Genomic DNA, 15,855 nt, shown 5'->3' with positions numbered 1-15,855 from the left:
GAGCAGGCTATGCACAGTTATGACTATTGGCTGATCATCGCCTTCTTTGCCTTGGTGCTGATTCCGGCACCGGCCCTGGGGCGGTTCTACTACAAGGTAATGGAAGGGCAGCGAACCTGGCTCACGCCGGTGTTCGGCCCGGTCGAGCGCGTGTGCTATCGCCTTTCGGGGGTCGATGCAGACCAGGAACAGAGCTGGCAGAAATACGCGCTGGCGTTGCTGGCGTTCAACCTTGCCGGTTTCGTGCTGCTGTTCGCGATCCTGCTGTTCCAGGAATACCTGCCGCTGAACCCGCAGAAATTGCCGGGTCAGGAATGGACCCTGGCGTTCAACACCGCCATCAGTTTCATGACCAACACCAACTGGCAGAACTACAGCGGTGAAGCGTCCCTGAGCTACCTCAGTCAGATGATCGGCCTCACCGTGCAGAACTTCGTCAGTGCCGCCACCGGCCTCGCCGTACTGGTCGCGTTGTGCCGTGGGATCGGTCGCAAATCCACCAAGACTTTGGGCAACTTCTGGGTCGACATGACTCGCGCCACGCTCTACGGCCTGTTGCCGTTGTGCCTGGTGTTCGCGTTGTTCCTGGTCTGGCAGGGCGTGCCACAAACCTTCGCTCACTATGTGAACGCGGTCACCATGCAGGGCGTTGACCAGGTCATCCCACTGGGCCCGGCTGCCAGCCAGATTGCGATCAAGCAACTGGGCACCAACGGTGGTGGTTTCTTCGGTGTCAACTCGGCGCATCCGTTCGAAGACCCGACTGCCTGGGCCAACCTGTTTGAGCTGGGCGCGATCATCCTGATTCCGGTGGCGCTGGTGTTCACCTTTGGCCACTACGTGAAAGACCTGCGTCAGAGCCGGGCGATCCTCGGTTGCATGCTGGCCCTGTTCATCATCGGCGGTGCTACCGCGATGTGGGCCGAATACCAGCCCAACCCGGCGCTGAACAACCCGGCGGTTGAACAGGCCGCGCCGCAGGAAGGTAAGGAAGCGCGCTTCGGCACCACTGGCACCGTGTTGTGGTCGGTGGCTACCACCGCCGCGTCCAACGGTTCGGTCAACGGTATGCAAGACAGCCTCAACCCCCTGAGCGGGATGGTGTCGCTGGTCAACATGATGGTCGGCGAAGTGATCTTCGGCGGCGTCGGTGCCGGCATGTACGGCATGTTGCTCAACGTGTTGATCGCGGTGTTCCTCGCCGGTTTGATGATTGGCCGTACACCGGAATACCTCGGCAAGAAACTCCAGGCCAAGGAAGTGCAGTTGCTGGTGGTGACCTTGCTGGTCATGCCGGTCGGCACCCTGGTACTCGGTGCCATCGCCGCCAGCCTGCCTGGCCCGGCCGGTGCCATCAGTAACCCTGGCCCCCACGGTTTCAGCCAGTTGCTGTACGCCTACACCTCGGCCAGTGCCAACAACGGTTCGGCGTTCGGCGGCTTCAGTGCCAACACCGCGTTCCACAACCTGATGTTGAGCCTGTCGATGTTGCTTGGCCGCTTCGGTTACATCCTCCCGGTACTGGCCCTGGCCGGCAGCCTGGCGATGAAGAAGACCGCACCGATTGGCCAGAATAGCTTCCCGACCCACGGCCCGCTGTTCGTGACCCTGTTGACCGTGACCATTTTGCTGGTGGGCGGCCTGACCTTCCTGCCGACGCTGGCACTTGGGCCTATCGCTGAACATCTGAGCATGGGCTTCTAAGGGGATATGAAAATGAATATGCCTGCAAAAAACGCGGCTCCGGTGAAAACCCAGGAGCCAGCCAAGACCGCAATGTCGGCCCTGTGGCGCCCGGCGCTGGTCCAGGCGTTCGTCAAGCTGGACCCGCGCCAGCTGCAACGCTCGCCGGTGATGCTGGTGGTCGAACTGACCGCGATCCTCACCACCATCCTGTGCTTCGTGCCGGAGGTGGCCGTACCGACCTACGTCTCCGTGCAAATCGCCGTGTGGCTGTGGTTCACCGTGCTGTTTGCCAACTTCGCCGAAGCCTTGGCTGAAGGCCGCGGCAAGGCCCGCGCCGACAGCCTCAAGGCCGGCAGCGAGGGCCTCAGCGCCCGCCGCAAGGAAGCCGACGGCAGCTTCAAGGTCGTGCCGGCCACCAGCCTGCGCAAAGGTGATGTGGTACGCGTGGTCGCCGGGGAAATGATCCCGGGTGACGGCGAAGTCATCGAAGGGATTGCCGCGGTCAACGAAGCGGCCATCACCGGTGAATCGGCCCCGGTTATCCGTGAATCCGGCGGCGACCGCTCGGCCGTCACCGGCAACACCCGCCTGGTCTCGGACTGGTTGATGATTCGCATCACCGCCAACCCGGGCGAGTCGACCCTGGACCGCATGATCGCCCTGGTGGAAGGCGCCAAGCGCCAGAAAACCCCCAACGAAATCGCGCTGGACATCCTGCTGATCGGACTGACGCTGATCTTCCTGCTGGTGGTGGTGACCCTGCAGCCGTTCGCCCACTTCGCCAATGGCAACCTGCCGCTGGTGTTTCTGGTGGCGCTGCTGGTGACGCTGATTCCGACCACCATCGGCGGCCTGTTGTCGGCCATCGGTATTGCCGGCATGGACCGCCTGGTGCGCCTCAACGTGATCGCCAAATCCGGTCGCGCGGTGGAAGCGGCGGGGGACGTGCACGTGCTGTTGCTGGACAAGACCGGCACCATCACTTTCGGTAACCGTCGTTGCACCAACGTGATCGCCGCGCCGGGTGTCAGCGGCAAGGAATTGGCCGAGGGCGCGCTGCTGGCATCCCTGGCGGACGACACGGCCGAAGGTAAGTCCATCGTCGAATACCTGCGCGGCCAGCACCCGCAAGCCGAGCCGTCGACGGATGAGCTGACCTCGGTACCGTTCAGCGCGGAAACCCGCCTGTCCGGCGTCGACTACCAGGGCCGTGTGTTCCGTAAGGGTGCCGTGGATTCGCTGCTGGCGTTCATTGGCCTGCAACGCCGCGACCTGCAACCGGCGCTGTCGCGGGAAATCGACAAGATCGCCCAGAGCGGCGGCACACCATTGCTGGTGTGTGCCGACGGCAAATTGCTCGGCGCGATTCACCTCAAGGACGTGGTCAAGCCCGGCATCCGCGAACGGTTTGCCGAGCTGCGCAAGCTGGGGATCCGCACCGTGATGGTGACCGGCGACAACCCGCTGACCGCTGCTGCGATTGCCGCTGAAGCCGGTGTGGATGACGTGCTCGCCGAAGCCACCCCAGAGAAAAAACTCGCGCGCATTCGTCACGAACAGAACGATGGTCGCCTGGTTGCGATGTGCGGCGACGGCGCCAACGACGCCCCGGCGCTGGCCCAGGCTGACGTCGGCATGGCAATGAACGACGGCACGCAAGCCGCCCGTGAAGCGGCCAACATGGTCGACCTCGACAGCGACCCGACCAAGCTGCTGGACGTGGTGCAGATCGGCAAGGAATTGCTGGTGACCCGTGGTGCGCTGACCACCTTTTCCATCGCCAACGACGTGGCCAAGTACTTCGCGATCCTGCCGGCGCTGTTCGCCTCGATCTACCCGCAACTGGGTGTGCTCAACGTGATGCACCTGCAAAGCCCGCAGAGCGCGATCCTCTCGGCCATCGTGTTCAACGCGCTGATCATCGTGGTGCTGATCCCCCTGGCGCTGCGCGGTGTGCGCGTACAGGCGGCGAGTGCGGCGGCATTGCTGCGTCGCAACCTGCTGATCTACGGCCTGGGCGGGATCGTGGTGCCGTTCGTGGGCATCAAGGCGATCGACATGCTGTTGACCGCGCTGCACCTGGTTTGACTCGATGCCCGCAGGTACCGGCAAACCGGTGCCTGCAGGTTGCAATGACCGAATTGAGGAATTTGAAATGTCCAACATTATCCGCCCGGCCCTGAGCCTGCTGGTGTTGATGAGCCTGATCACCGGCGTGGCCTATCCCCTGGTTGTCACCGGTGTGGCGCAAGTCGCGTTCCCTGACCAGGCCAACGGCAGCCTGGTGCACGATGCCAGCGGCAAGGTGCGTGGTTCGAGCCTGATTGCCCAGGATTTCACCGGTGACGGCTGGTTCCACCCACGGCCATCTGCCGGTGCGTTTGCTACGGTTTCCAGCAGCGCCAGCAACCTCGGCCCAAGCAACCCCGCACTGGCCACTCGTGTATTTGACGATGCCAGGAAAATGCTGGTGCCAGACCAGGGACCGGTGCCGATGGCATTGCTGACTACCTCCGGCAGCGGTCTTGATCCACACTTGCCACCGCAGGCAATTGCCTATCAACTGGCCCGGGTAGCTGCCGCGCGTAATCTGCCGGTGGCGACCCTGCAGCGCTTGATGGACGAGCACATCGAAAGCCCGCTGGTGGGGCCGCCGGTGGTGAACGTGCTGGCGTTGAACATGGCCTTGGAAAAACTGTAAGCCGTGGCGCCGCTTTCGCGAGCAAGCCCGCTCCCACATTTGACCGCATTCCAAAGGTGAAACTCAGTCGAATGTGGGAGCGGGCTTGCTCGCGAAGGCGGACTCAAGAAACCCACATCAACACCTGAAGGAAGACCGCCCGCATGAGCGACTCCGGCCGCGCCGATGCCCTGTTAGCCGATCTACCCCGGGACGGCCGTGGCCGGCTCAAAGTCTTCCTCGGCGCCGCGCCCGGCGTGGGCAAGACCTACGCCATGCTCCAGGCTGCCCACACCCAGCTGCGCCAGGGCGTGCGGCTGATCGCCGGCGTGGTGGAAACCCACGGCCGCGCCGAGACCGAAGCCTTGCTCAGCGGCTTGCCACAACAGCCGCTGCTGCGTTCCGAATACCGCGGCGTGATGCTGGAGGAAATGGACCTCGACGGCCTGCTCGCCGCCAAGCCCAAACTGGTGCTGGTGGACGAACTGGCCCACAGCAACGCCCCCGGCAGCCGCCACGAAAAACGCTGGCAAGACATTCAGGAATTGCTCTCGGCGGGCATCAACGTCTTCACCACGGTCAACGTCCAGCACCTGGAAAGCCTCAACGACCAGGTGCGCGGCATTACCGGCGTGCAAGTGCGCGAGACCTTGCCCGACTGGGTCTTGCAGGAAGCCGATGAACTGCTGCTGATCGACCTGCCATCCCGGGAACTGCTGGAGCGCCTGCGGGACGGCAAGGTGTACGTGCCGGAACAGGCCCGTGCTGCCATCGATGCCTTCTTCACCCAGACCAACCTCATGGCCCTGCGCGAGCTGGCGATGCAAACCGCGGCGGCCCATGTCGACGATGACCTGGCCCAGGGTTATCGCCAATTGGGCCAGGCCGCACCGGCTGTGCGTGGCCGCTTGCTGGTGGGCGTGGACGGCGATGCCCAGGCCGAACGCCTGGTGCGTCATGCCAGCCGCGTAGCCCAGCGTCGGCATTTGCCGTGGAGCCTGGTGCATGTGGATAACGGCCGGGTGCGGGATGAACAATCGCGCCTGCGTCTGCAAAACGCCCAGCAACTGGCCGAGCGTCTTGGCGGTGAAGTGGTGTTGCTGCGAGCGGGGGAGGTGGCCAAGACCCTGATCCAGCACGCCGCCGAGCGTCGCGCCAGCTTGATTCTGGTGGGGCAGTCCCGGCCGCGCTGGCGGCGCAATCTGTTTGGTGGCGGCTTGGCGGCACGCCTGCTGCGCAATGCACGGGGCCTGGAAATCAACGTCCTCGACAGCGACGAAGTTCCGGCCCCTCCGCGCCTGCCGGATGTGCGTGGGCTGGTGTGGTTTGACTATGCCCTGGCGGTGGTGGCGACCGTGATCGCGGCCGCAGTCGCATGGGGTGTCGCCAGTGCCTTGCCGTTGCCGAATATCTCGCTGGTGTTCCTCGCCGCCGTATTGCTGGTGGCGGTGCGCAGTAGCCTGGGGCCGGCGTTGGCGTGTGCGGCGCTGTCATTCCTGAGCTACGACTTCCTGTTCATCCCGCCGAATTTCTCCTTCGCGATCCAGCGTGAAGAAGACGTGCTGACGCTGTTGTTCTTCCTGCTGATGGCGGCGCTCACCGGTAATCTCGCTGCACGCCAGCGCCGGCAGTTGCAGGCGCTGCGCGATACCCAGGAAGAAACCACCGAGCTGCTCGACCTGTCCCGCAAACTCACCGCCGCCACCGATCGCCAGGCAGTGATCAGTGCCGCCGCGCATCATCTGGAAGGCTGGAGCGACCTGCAATTGTGCCTGCTCAACCGCGACGGGCAGGGCGACTGGAAGGTCGAGACCGGTGGCCCGATCACCTTTACTGAAGCCGAACGCGCCGCCGCCGACTGGGCCTGGCAGCACGATCAGCCGGCCGGCATGGGCACCGGCACCTTGCCGTTCGGGCGCTGGTGGTGGTGGCCGTTGTCCAGCGAAGAAGGCCCGTTGGGTCTGCTGGGGGTCAGCCCGAAGGCCGGGCTTGAACTGAGCGGCCAGCGCCGTCGCCTGCTCACGGCCTTGAGCCAGCCCTTGGCTCAAGCCCTGGCCCGTGCACAACTCGGCCAGGAGCTGGAAGCCGCGCGCCTGCACGGCGAAACCGAGCAATTGCGCAGCGCCTTGCTGGCTTCGGTGTCTCACGATTTGCGCACACCGCTGACCTCCATGCGTGGCAGCATCGACAGCCTGCTGGCCCTCGGCGAGGCGATTCCCCTGGAAGATCGCCGGGAGCTGCTGGAAGGCACTCGCGATGAGGCTGAGCGCCTGGATCGCTACATCCAGAACCTGCTGGACATGACTCGCCTGGGCCACGGCGCCCTGAAGCTGGCGCGGGACTGGGTGTCACCCGGCGATATCGTCGGCAGCTCCCTGGGCCGCTTGCGTGCGGTATTGGCGCCGCTGCAGGTGATCACCGACGTGCCGCCCGAGCTGCCGCTGCTCTACGTGCATGCCGCGTTGATCGAGCAAGCACTGGTCAACGTACTGGAAAATGCCGCACGCTTCTCGCCGCCACAAGGCCGGCTGAAACTCAGCGCGGGCGTGCAGGATAACCAGTTGTTTTTTGCTGTTGCCGATGAGGGACCGGGGATTCCCGAGGAGGAGCGGGCGAAGATTTTCGATATGTTCTACACCGCCGCCAGGGGGGATCGCGGCGGGCAGGGCACCGGGCTCGGCCTGGCGATCTGCCAGGGCATGGTCGGCGCCCACGGCGGGCATATCAGCGTGGCCGACGGCATTGAGGGCCGTGGCACCTGCATCACTTTATTCCTGCCATTGCAGGCCCAGCCTGGCCTGGAAAGCGAACCTTGAGCTACCCTCTTTTCTTCACGGATTTTGATTGGACACCATGAGCCAGACTGCGACGATTTTGGTCATTGACGACGAACCGCAGATCCGCAAGTTCTTGCGTATCAGCCTGGCCTCCCAGGGCTACAAAGTGATCGAGGCCGGCACCGGCAACGAAGGCCTGGCGCAGGCCGCCTTGAGTAAACCGGACCTGCTGGTGCTCGACCTCGGCCTGCCGGACATGGACGGCCAGCAGGTGCTGCGCGAGTTTCGTGAGTGGTCCACGGTACCGGTACTGGTGTTGTCGGTGCGAGCCAGTGAAGTGCAAAAAGTCGAGGCGCTGGACAACGGCGCCAATGACTATGTGACCAAGCCATTTGGCATCCAGGAGTTTCTTGCACGGGTGCGGGCGTTGTTGCGCCAGGCACCGGCGGGGGAGGCCCAGGAAGCGGCACTACGTTTTGGCCCGCTGACGGTAGACCTGGCTTATCGGCGGGTGCTGCTGGACGGTGTCGAAGTGGCGCTGACCCGCAAGGAATACGCGGTACTGGCGCAACTGGCGCGGCATCCCGGGCGGGTGATCACCCAGCAGCAACTGCTCAAGGATATCTGGGGCCCGACCCATACCGAAGACAGCCATTACCTGCGGATTGTGGTGGGGCATCTGCGCCAGAAACTGGCGGATGATCCGACCCGACCACGGTTTATCGTGACTGAGGCCGGTGTTGGGTATCGGCTATTGAACACCGAAGCCTGAAGCGTTAGCTCACCTGTGGCGAGGGAGCTTGCTCCCGCTGGGCTGCGCAGTAGCCCCAGAATCCTGGGAGCGCTTCGCACTCCAGCGGGAGCAAGCTCCCTCGCCACACAAGCCCTGCTTATCAAACCTCAGTGTTGCTCGCTCTCGTAACGATCCAGCGTATCGCTCGCGATCTCCCGCCCCAGCGCGATCAACTCCGGCGCTTTGTAAAACTCGAAAAACCGGCACACGCGCTTCGGCACGTTGATCAGAATATCCGGCGGATACCCGGCGATCTTGTACTGCGCCAATGACGTCTGCATCACCTCAAAGCTCTGGTTGATCAAATCCAGCAGCGATGCAGGCCCCACGTTATCGATGATGAACGAGCCGGTCGCCGACTTTGGCGCCCCGGCCTTTTCCGGTGCCGCCGCCGGTTGTTGCGCCTCGGGTTCGGCAGAGTCCAGCCACGGGTTGATGTCGGCAGCCTGGGCCAGCAGCGCTTCCTGTTCCAGCATCAACAACTGCTCGGCCTGCTTGCGCCGAAACGGCAAGTGCGAACCCAGTGAACGCACCAGGTTGTCGAAGCGGCTCCTGAACGCCGGCGGACGCTGGATCACCGGAAGCTTGTAGTGCTTCTGGTTGGTGGAGTTGAGGTTGACCGCAATGATCAGGTCGCAGTGGCTCGACACCACCGGCACGATCGGCAGAGGGTTCAGCAAGCCGCCGTCCACCAGCATGCGATTGCCCTGCATCACCGGGGTGAACAGGCTGGGAATCGCCGCCGAGGCCCGCATGGCCTGGTGCAGGCAGCCTTCCTGGAACCAGATTTCCTGCTGGTTGGTCAGGTCCGTGGCCACGGCGGTGTAGGGAATGCGCAGGTCTTCGATATTGATCTCGCCGACGATCTTGCGGATCTGCCCGAACACCTTCTCGCCACGGATCGCCCCCAGGCGAAAGCTCACGTCTACCAGGCGCAGTACGTCCAGGTAGTCGAGGCTTTCGATCCAGTTTCGGTACTCTTCCAGCTTGCCCGCGGCATAGATCCCACCCACCACGGCGCCCATGGAGCAACCGGCAATGCAGGCGATGTCGTAGCCGCGTTTTTCGATTTCCTCGATCACGCCGATATGGGCGTAGCCCCGGGCGCCGCCGGAGCCCAGCACCAATGCAACACGTTTCTTCATGACCTGATCCTTCGCAAAACAGGTGACCACAATGCACCCATCGAGGGGCGCGCTTCAATCATCACTGTCACAACCGATTATTTTCGCGAGCGGGCCACCACGCTCGGGTATGCTCTGGCAATCGGGACTGCGGATTCAGGCAGTCGGATAAGGCACTTTTCGGTGTAGGCAACGTCTACACCTGTGACTGTTTTTTCTTTTCTTGAGGTGTCATTTGATGAAAGCCTGGATGTGTGTGCCTGTGATCGTGTTGGCCCTGGCCGGTTGTGCCGGGAAAACCGCTTATCGCGACAGCTGCGGCACGCAACTGGATGCTGCGTGGCACGAGCTGGACCTGGCCAAGGCCGAAGGTTTCGCCGGCACCGTGAGTTACTCCAAGGCTCTGTCGTTGTTGACTGGCGCCAAGACCCAGCAGCAGTTCGAAGCCTTCGAAGGCTGCTCGACCAAGGCCGAGAAAGCCCGCTTCTATATTCGTGAGTCGCGCGCAGGGCGCTAACCCCGCGTAGCAGTTGTCGAGTGCAACGAGGTTGCGTCGGCGGCCTCAAGCCCGAAGGTTTAATCATTGAGGAGGAAAGGATGTCAGCCTTGGTCGATCAGCTAGTCGCTCAGGTCATCGGCCTGGAAGTTGGGTTACTGAGCTGCCAGGCGCGCCTCGCCGCCGTCACGGACGACGAGGCCCTGCATGATCTGCGCACCACGGTGCGGCGCTTGCGCAGCCTGTTGCGGCCATTGCGCGGGTTGCCCGGTGTCGAGCAGCTCGAGGCGGCCGCCAGTGCCGTCGGCCAACTGACCACGCCATTTCGCGACCGCGAAGTGCTGGCGGCGTACCTCCACCAACACGGCCATCATGAGGCGGCCGAGCGGCGTATCCGGCAGCAGCCGGCCACCTACCGCTCGGTTGCACAAGGGCCTGATCTGGCGCAACTGCTGTTGATCCTCGAAGCATTCCCCCGCTTTATCCGCGCCTCCCAACGGCAGAAATTGCTCAAGGGCCTGCGCACGCGCATTGAAAAACGCCTGGCCAAGCAATGGAAGAAGCTCGGCGAAGCGCTGCACGACCCCAACCACGACCGTCATCGCCTGCGCCTGTTGATCAAGCGCGTGCGTTATGCGGCCGAGGCTTATCCCGAGCTGAACAAGCTACCGCCCAAAGCCATATCGCGTCTCAAGGCGGCCCAGGGCGCCCTGGGTGATTGGCACGATTGCTGGCAATGGCTGGCGCAAGCCGGGCACGAGCCCGATTTGCAGGCGTGCGTGCCTGGTTGGCACCGCACCATGGCCGAGGCGGAAGGGCAGGCGGATCGGGTTTTGGATAAGTTGAACGCCGACTGCTTCGCTTGACCCTGCGACCTATCTGTCCGGGATTTTGGCCGGAATAGGCGCTGCATGGTGTAGGCCGGCTGGTTAAGATCCCTCAACTCCTTTTTCAAGTTGAGACCGCCATGCGCTTTAGTGATTTGCTCGACGCTGCCCGCAGCCACCCGTTGGACGTTTCGATCCCGGCCGAATGGGCCCAGGGCCGCGCCAGCTTTGGCGGGCTGGTTGCGGCGTTGGAGTACGAGGCCTTGCGGGCGAAAGTCCCGGCGGATCGCCCGTTGCGCTCACTGGCGATCACCTTTGTGGGGCCGGTGGCGCCGGATGTGCCGGCCCGCTACGAGGTCGAAGTGTTGCGCGAAGGCAAGGCCGTCAGCCAAGTGCTGGGACGTGTGGTGCAGAACGGTGAAACGATGACCCTAGTGCAGGCCAGTTTTGGCGCATCACGGCCTTCGCAGATTGACGTCGCCGCCGAACCGGCGCCCACCTTCAAGCATTGGGATGAATGCCAGGAGTTGCCCTACATCAAAGGCGTGACGCCGGAGTTCATGCGCCACCTGGCGATGCGCTGGAGCGTCGGTGGCCTGCCGTTCACCGGCAATACATCCCGGGAGATGGGCGGCTGGGTGCGCTTGCGTGGCGATGTAAAGGAAGAGCCGCTGACCGAAGCGCACATCCTCGCGCTGGTGGATGCGTGGCCACCGTCGGTGTTGCCGCACCTGAAACAACCGGCGGCCGGCAGCACCCTGACCTGGACCATCGAATTTGTCCAACCGCTGCAAAACCTGAGCACCCTGGACTGGTGCCAATACCTGGTCCACATCGAGCACGCCCGCGATGGCTATGGCCATGCGGCTGCGCAGTTGTGGAGCCCCGACGGCCAGTTGATCGCTATCAGCCGCCAGTCGGTGGTGGTGTTCGCCTGAGTCCTCAGACCAGCAAGTGTTGATCGCTGGAGGCGTCGCTGCCGCGTGCCTCCAGGCGGCGACCGTGATGCTGCAATGCAAGGGCTGCCAGAATGCCGACGATACCGATGGCGGCACTCGCCAGGTTCTCGCTGAACACGCCCGATGCCATCAACAGAAAACCGATGACCAGGAGTGGCAGCGCAATCAGCTGCAACACTTGATTGGTCCCGTGCTGGTGATTTTGCGGGTGGGTGCGCCATTGCCAGGCGGGGATATTCGGATGACGTTTGCCCATGATCGTGATTCCTCTGTCCGTTGAAACATCTTGAGCAGAGTTTAGGTCGGGCAGGGTGGGGCCGCGAATCAAGGATGGCTATGGGGGCCATAGCCACCCCTTCAGGGTTTAGAGCCGCAACTGGCCGATGGCTTTGCTCAGTTCCCCGGCCAGGGTCGCCAGCTCATTGCTGGTGGTCGCCGAGTCTACTGTCTGCTGCACGGTGTTTTCGGTGACGTCCCGAATGCTCACCACCGCTCGGTTCATTTCCTCGGCCACATGGCTTTGCTGCTCGGCAGCCACGGCAATCTGCGTGTTGCTCTCGCGCATCTGCGCCACCGCGCCGGTGATCTCGGCGAGGGCAATCCCGGCTTCTTGAGCCTGTTGCACACAGTCGTCGGCCTTGAACGAGCTTTCCTGCATGAAATCCACCGCGTCCCGGGTGCCGGCTTGCAGGGCGGACACCATGCGGGTGATTTCATCGGTGGAGCTTTGCACCCGCTTGGCCAGGTTGCGCACTTCGTCGGCGACCACGGCAAAACCCCGGCCCATTTCGCCGGCGCGGGCGGCTTCGATGGCGGCGTTGAGGGCCAGCAGGTTGGTCTGTTCGGCGATGCTGTGAATCACCCCGACCACGCCATTGATTTTCTGGCTGTCCTCGGCCAGCTTCTGGATCATTTCGGCGGTCTGCTGCACGCCGGTGGACAGCCCGGCAATCGAGCGCTGTACCCGGCTGACCACTTCCTGACCGCTGCCGGCGAGAGTGTCGGCCGTCTGGGACAGGTCGCGGGTGGCGCCGGCGTGCTGGGCGATGTGGTAGACGGTGGCGGTCATCTCGTTGATCGCCGTGGCGGCCTGGTCGGTTTCGCTTTGCTGGCCGAGCATGCCGTGCTGCACCTCGTTCATGCTGCTGGCCAGGCGTGCGGCGCCGTCGTCCAGTTGCCTGGCGGTGCGCGCAACCGTGTTGACCACCCGTTGATAACCCGCCTGCATCGCGTTGAACGCGCTGGCCATCTGCCCGACTTCATCCTTGCAGGCCAGGGGGACGCGGGCCGAGAGGTCGCCGGTTTTCTCGACGTGCAGCATCACGTCTTTCAAGGTGTTGAGCTGGCTGAGGAGAAAGCGGATCAGCAGCTGTGAGGCGCCGAGCATGGCCAGCATCAGAATCATCACCGCTACGGCGTAGTTGGCGAAGCGTTCTTCGAACACTTGGCTCAAGCTGGGCCCGTAGGCCAGCACGGCGACCTGTTGACCGTCGGCACGGCTGATTACTTCGGCGCCCATCAGCGGGTTTTCGCCGAGCAGTGGCATGTGATTGAAATCCACCCAGCCACTGGCGTTGGCCAGGGCTGACAGATCTTCGTCGCCCAGTTGTGGGACTTTGCCCCTGGCAAACGTCAGCCAGTGCTCGCCCTTGGGCAGTGGCTGGCCGGCGGGCCAGGCACCGAGCAAGCGCCCCTGGGCTTGCGCCGACGCCTGTGAGGCCTGGCTGCGGACCTGTTGTTCGAGCTGCACGGCGTACAACACCAGCAGCAGGGTGGTGATGAAGGCGACCGCGTTCACGGCCCAGAATTTGTACTTCAGCGAGATGTTGCTAAGCCAGGCACCCATGGAAGGTTTTCTCTGATAGCGGAAACAGCATTGGCAAGGTGCCATTATTTTGCCGCTATCGGGATGCCGGGTTTTGATATGGGTCAATGCGCCGCGTCAATCCGGCACAGGCAATCCAAAAAAGGCGCGGGCACAGGCGGTGCTGTGTTGCGCCAGGTCTTCCACGGTTTCTTCGCGGTGCAACGCGACCTCCCGTAGGACTTCCGGTAAATAGGCGGGTTCGTTGCGACCGTTTTTCGGCTTGGGCCGCAGGGTGCGAGGCAGCAGGTAGGGCGCGTCGCTTTCCAGCATCAGACGGCCCCGGGGAATTTCCCTGACCAGCGGATGCAGGTGCGTCCCACGGCGCTCGTCACAGATCCAGCCGGTGATACCGATATGCAGGTCCAGGTCGAGGTAGCTGAACAGCGCCCGCTGCTCGCCGGTGAAGCAGTGCACCACGGCGGCCGACAGGTGATCGCGGTAGTCCCGCAGGATTTCCAGCAGGCGCTGGTTGGCGTCACGTTCGTGGAGGAATACCGGGAGCTTCAACTCCACGGCCAGGGCCAGGTGTTCTTCGAGGACTTTTTCCTGCTGGGGGCGCGGCGAGAAATCCCGGTTGAAATCCAGCCCGCATTCACCCACCGCACGCACGCGACTTTCCTTGAGCAGGCCGCGCAGGCGCCTGGCGCTTTCGGCGTTCCAGTCACTGGCAGAGTGGGGGTGAATGCCGGCGGTGGCGAACAGGCGTTGGCCACTTTCGTCCAGTTGCTGGCACAGCTCCAGGGCCTGTTCGCTGCCATCGACACTGGTACCGGTGAGCACCAATTGGCTCACCCCGGCGGCGTAGGCACGGTCGAGAACGGCCTGGTGCTTTTCGTCGAAACTTGGGTTGGTCAGGTTGACGCCGATATCAATGAGTTGCATGGTGCTACCTCCGCCTGCGGTCGGAAAGCATATCAGAGCTGTAGATTTATAAGAAAAGCCAAGAACTACAACGAGTTAAAGCTGTCTTTGAAAGTCGCAAGTAACACCGTGTTTGGTTTGTCGCCATCTGCCGTGCCACCCTTGCGCCCAAAGCCTGCGCTCATGGCGCTCTGTTTCTGTCCCCCAACGCCTCGTTTTTCGCGAAGCAATGGGCAGTATTCTTTCTTCCGGAGAGCGGATGATCCGACCCTCGGCGTTGCTTGTGTTGTGCCTGACGTTACTGCTGCCCATGGCGGCGGTTGCGCGTCTGGACGGGCCGCTGGAAGTGACCCGGCCCGGCAAGGTCCGCGACCTTGCTGAAATCCGCAGCAGCCGCACCTTGCGGGTATTGGTCAACCAGAGCCGCAACAGTTCCGGCGAAGTCCAGGGCCAGGCCATCGGTGTTGAATACCATCGCCTGCGCGCTTTCGAGCAATACCTCAACGGTCACGCCCGTGACGGCGAGGAAATCAACCTCAAGATTATTCCCAAGGCCAAGGATCAGCTGATTGGCGCATTGGCCCGTGGCGAGGGCGACCTGGTGGCACCCGGCGAATTGCTGGATGTGAAGGCCGCCCACAAGATTGCCACCAGCGACCCGATCGCCAGCGACGTGCCGTTATGGCTGGTGGGGCTGAAGGGCGAGCGGCGGTTTACCCGGCTGGAGCAACTGTCCGGGCGCACGCTGGCCTTGACCACGGGCAGTGCCGCGTCGGACGCGATCAGCCAGGTCAACCAGAAGCTGGCGCTGCACAAATTGCCGCCGGTGAAGGTGGAATGGGTGGATCCGAGCCTCGCGGTAGAGGACGTGCTGGAGATGGTACAGGCCGGGATTTTCCACCTGACCATTGTCGAGCGGCCGATTGCCGAACGCTGGGCGAAGATCCTGCCCAAGCTGCGTTTCGACCGGCAAGTGACCATCAGCGAGCCGGGCGAAGAGTATTGGTTTGTGCGCCAGGATGCCTCGATGCTGCGGGCCAGTATTGATCGCTTCCTCAAGACCTACCGCACGCCGTCCGATCAGGATGTGGCGTTCCAGCGCATCTACCGCCGCCTCTACCAGGTACGTTATCCACTGGCTCGCGTCGACCGCCAGCGCCTGGAAAAACTGCGCCCGGTGCTGCAAAAGCATGCCCGCGAGCAGGGCATGGACTGGCTGAACCTGGCCGCGCTGGCGTTCAAGGAGTCTGCCCTGGACCCTGGCGCTCGCAGCAGCGGCGGCCCCACCGGGCTGATGCAGATCACGCCATCGGCGGCGCAGCGGGTCGGGGTGAACAACATCGAAAGCCTGGACAACAATGTGCAGGCGGGCGCGCGGTACCTGGCGATGATCCGGCGCAAGTTCTTCTCAAGCCCCAAGCTCAACGAGCGCGAGCGCATGGCGTTTGTGCTGGCGGCCTACAACATGGGGCCCGAGCGGGTCCAGGGAATGCGTGCCGAGGCGCGGCGGCGGGGGCTTAACCCAAACCAATGGTTTTTCCAGGTCGAGCGAATTGCCATGGAGCAGGTGGGAATGAGCGGCGTCAGCTATGTTAATAGCGTGAACAAGTATTACCTGGCGTTTGATCGTGAGCGGGAGTCGTTGGAGCCGGCAGCGCCACAGGTTGCCTCACGGAAATAATCTATTAATTCGATCATAATTAGCCGCTTTATCGGCTTTTATCATTGCTTAAACTGATTAATATAGTGGCCAACCCAACCCCTACCTTGAAAAGGATTATCAGC

The 15,855-nt window shown here is 63.0% G+C and carries 12 protein-coding genes and 1 pseudogene; 9 read left to right on the top strand and 4 right to left on the bottom strand.

Features of this window, described 5'->3' with window-relative positions:
- The first annotated feature begins 9 nt into the window (after nt 1–9).
- The 5 genes from kdpA to HX824_RS02760 all read left to right on the top strand — a co-directional run bounded on the left by kdpA (nt 10) and on the right by HX824_RS02760 (nt 7,915).
- Entirely contained in the window at nt 10–1,704 is a 1,695-nt protein-coding gene (gene kdpA, locus HX824_RS02780; RefSeq protein WP_177054110.1) for a potassium-transporting ATPase subunit KdpA, read from the top strand.
- 12 nt (nt 1,705–1,716) lie between these two features.
- Nucleotides 1,717–3,774 (top strand): potassium-transporting ATPase subunit KdpB, encoded by a 2,058-nt coding sequence (gene kdpB / locus HX824_RS02775; RefSeq protein WP_003218752.1) that lies wholly within the window; start codon nt 1,717–1,719, stop codon nt 3,772–3,774.
- Between the two features lie 67 nt (nt 3,775–3,841).
- Nucleotides 3,842–4,387, top strand: coding sequence for a potassium-transporting ATPase subunit KdpC (gene kdpC, locus HX824_RS02770; RefSeq protein WP_087693688.1), 546 nt, complete (start codon nt 3,842–3,844; stop codon nt 4,385–4,387).
- A 143-nt stretch (nt 4,388–4,530) separates the two neighbouring features.
- Nucleotides 4,531–7,182: a sensor histidine kinase KdpD gene (locus tag HX824_RS02765; RefSeq protein WP_177054109.1), complete on the top strand. Its 2,652-nt coding sequence runs from the start codon at nt 4,531–4,533 to the stop codon at nt 7,180–7,182.
- 37 nt (nt 7,183–7,219) lie between these two features.
- Nucleotides 7,220–7,915, top strand: a complete 696-nt coding sequence (locus HX824_RS02760; protein WP_177054108.1) for a response regulator — start codon at nt 7,220–7,222, stop codon at nt 7,913–7,915.
- Between the two features lie 128 nt (nt 7,916–8,043).
- Here the strand turns inward: HX824_RS02760 and HX824_RS02755 are convergent, their stop codons facing one another.
- Nucleotides 8,044–9,081 (bottom strand): patatin-like phospholipase family protein, encoded by a 1,038-nt coding sequence (locus HX824_RS02755; RefSeq protein ID WP_087693690.1) that lies wholly within the window; start codon nt 9,079–9,081, stop codon nt 8,044–8,046.
- A 217-nt stretch (nt 9,082–9,298) separates the two neighbouring features.
- Here HX824_RS02755 and HX824_RS02750 point away from each other — a divergent pair, with 217 nt between their 5' ends.
- The 3 genes from HX824_RS02750 to HX824_RS02740 all read left to right on the top strand — a co-directional run bounded on the left by HX824_RS02750 (nt 9,299) and on the right by HX824_RS02740 (nt 11,321).
- Nucleotides 9,299–9,577: a hypothetical protein gene (locus HX824_RS02750; RefSeq protein WP_003218744.1), complete on the top strand. Its 279-nt coding sequence runs from the start codon at nt 9,299–9,301 to the stop codon at nt 9,575–9,577.
- Nucleotides 9,578–9,657: 80 nt separating this feature from the next.
- On the top strand, nt 9,658–10,422 hold the full coding sequence (locus HX824_RS02745; protein WP_087693691.1) for a CHAD domain-containing protein: 765 nt from the start codon (nt 9,658–9,660) through the stop codon (nt 10,420–10,422).
- 101 nt (nt 10,423–10,523) lie between these two features.
- Nucleotides 10,524–11,321, top strand: coding sequence for an acyl-CoA thioesterase II (locus HX824_RS02740; RefSeq protein WP_008437738.1), 798 nt, complete (start codon nt 10,524–10,526; stop codon nt 11,319–11,321).
- A gap of 19 nt (nt 11,322–11,340) precedes the next feature.
- Here HX824_RS02740 and HX824_RS02735 read toward each other — a convergent pair.
- The 3 genes and pseudogenes from HX824_RS02735 to HX824_RS02725 all read right to left on the bottom strand — a co-directional run.
- A pseudogene (locus HX824_RS02735) lies at nt 11,341–11,598 on the bottom strand (terminase); the annotation flags it as partial.
- Between the two features lie 108 nt (nt 11,599–11,706).
- Nucleotides 11,707–13,188 (bottom strand): methyl-accepting chemotaxis protein, encoded by a 1,482-nt coding sequence (locus HX824_RS02730; RefSeq protein WP_177054107.1) that lies wholly within the window; start codon nt 13,186–13,188, stop codon nt 11,707–11,709.
- A gap of 96 nt (nt 13,189–13,284) precedes the next feature.
- A complete protein-coding gene (locus HX824_RS02725) occupies nt 13,285–14,091 on the bottom strand; it encodes a TatD family hydrolase (RefSeq protein ID WP_003218739.1) in 807 nt (268 codons plus the stop codon).
- Between the two features lie 238 nt (nt 14,092–14,329).
- Here HX824_RS02725 and HX824_RS02720 point away from each other — a divergent pair, with 238 nt between their 5' ends.
- Complete coding sequence (locus tag HX824_RS02720; RefSeq protein ID WP_177054106.1) at nt 14,330–15,751, top strand: transglycosylase SLT domain-containing protein; 1,422 nt, start codon at nt 14,330–14,332, stop codon at nt 15,749–15,751.
- Nucleotides 15,752–15,855: the final 104 nt, after the last annotated feature.

Origin of the sequence: Pseudomonas sp. D4002, assembly GCF_013385665.1 — a bacterium.
Classification (GTDB): domain Bacteria; phylum Pseudomonadota; class Gammaproteobacteria; order Pseudomonadales; family Pseudomonadaceae; genus Aquipseudomonas.
Note: the sequence above shows the minus strand (reverse complement) of the source record. Positions and strands in the feature narration are given on the sequence as shown.

Bases quoted from the DNA above. Each gene is read 5' to 3' on its own strand.
- kdpA (WP_177054110.1), top strand. From the start codon at position 10: ATGCACAGTTATGACTATTGGCTGATCATCGCCTTCTTTGCCTTGGTG.
- kdpB (WP_003218752.1), top strand. From the start codon at position 1,717: ATGAATATGCCTGCAAAAAACGCGGCTCCGGTGAAAACCCAGGAGCCA.
- kdpC (WP_087693688.1), top strand. From the start codon at position 3,842: ATGTCCAACATTATCCGCCCGGCCCTGAGCCTGCTGGTGTTGATGAGC.
- HX824_RS02765 (WP_177054109.1), top strand. From the start codon at position 4,531: ATGAGCGACTCCGGCCGCGCCGATGCCCTGTTAGCCGATCTACCCCGG.
- HX824_RS02760 (WP_177054108.1), top strand. From the start codon at position 7,220: ATGAGCCAGACTGCGACGATTTTGGTCATTGACGACGAACCGCAGATC.
- HX824_RS02755 (WP_087693690.1), bottom strand. From the start codon at position 9,081: ATGAAGAAACGTGTTGCATTGGTGCTGGGCTCCGGCGGCGCCCGGGGC.
- HX824_RS02750 (WP_003218744.1), top strand. From the start codon at position 9,299: ATGAAAGCCTGGATGTGTGTGCCTGTGATCGTGTTGGCCCTGGCCGGT.
- HX824_RS02745 (WP_087693691.1), top strand. From the start codon at position 9,658: ATGTCAGCCTTGGTCGATCAGCTAGTCGCTCAGGTCATCGGCCTGGAA.
- HX824_RS02740 (WP_008437738.1), top strand. From the start codon at position 10,524: ATGCGCTTTAGTGATTTGCTCGACGCTGCCCGCAGCCACCCGTTGGAC.
- HX824_RS02730 (WP_177054107.1), bottom strand. From the start codon at position 13,188: ATGGGTGCCTGGCTTAGCAACATCTCGCTGAAGTACAAATTCTGGGCC.
- HX824_RS02725 (WP_003218739.1), bottom strand. From the start codon at position 14,091: ATGCAACTCATTGATATCGGCGTCAACCTGACCAACCCAAGTTTCGAC.
- HX824_RS02720 (WP_177054106.1), top strand. From the start codon at position 14,330: ATGATCCGACCCTCGGCGTTGCTTGTGTTGTGCCTGACGTTACTGCTG.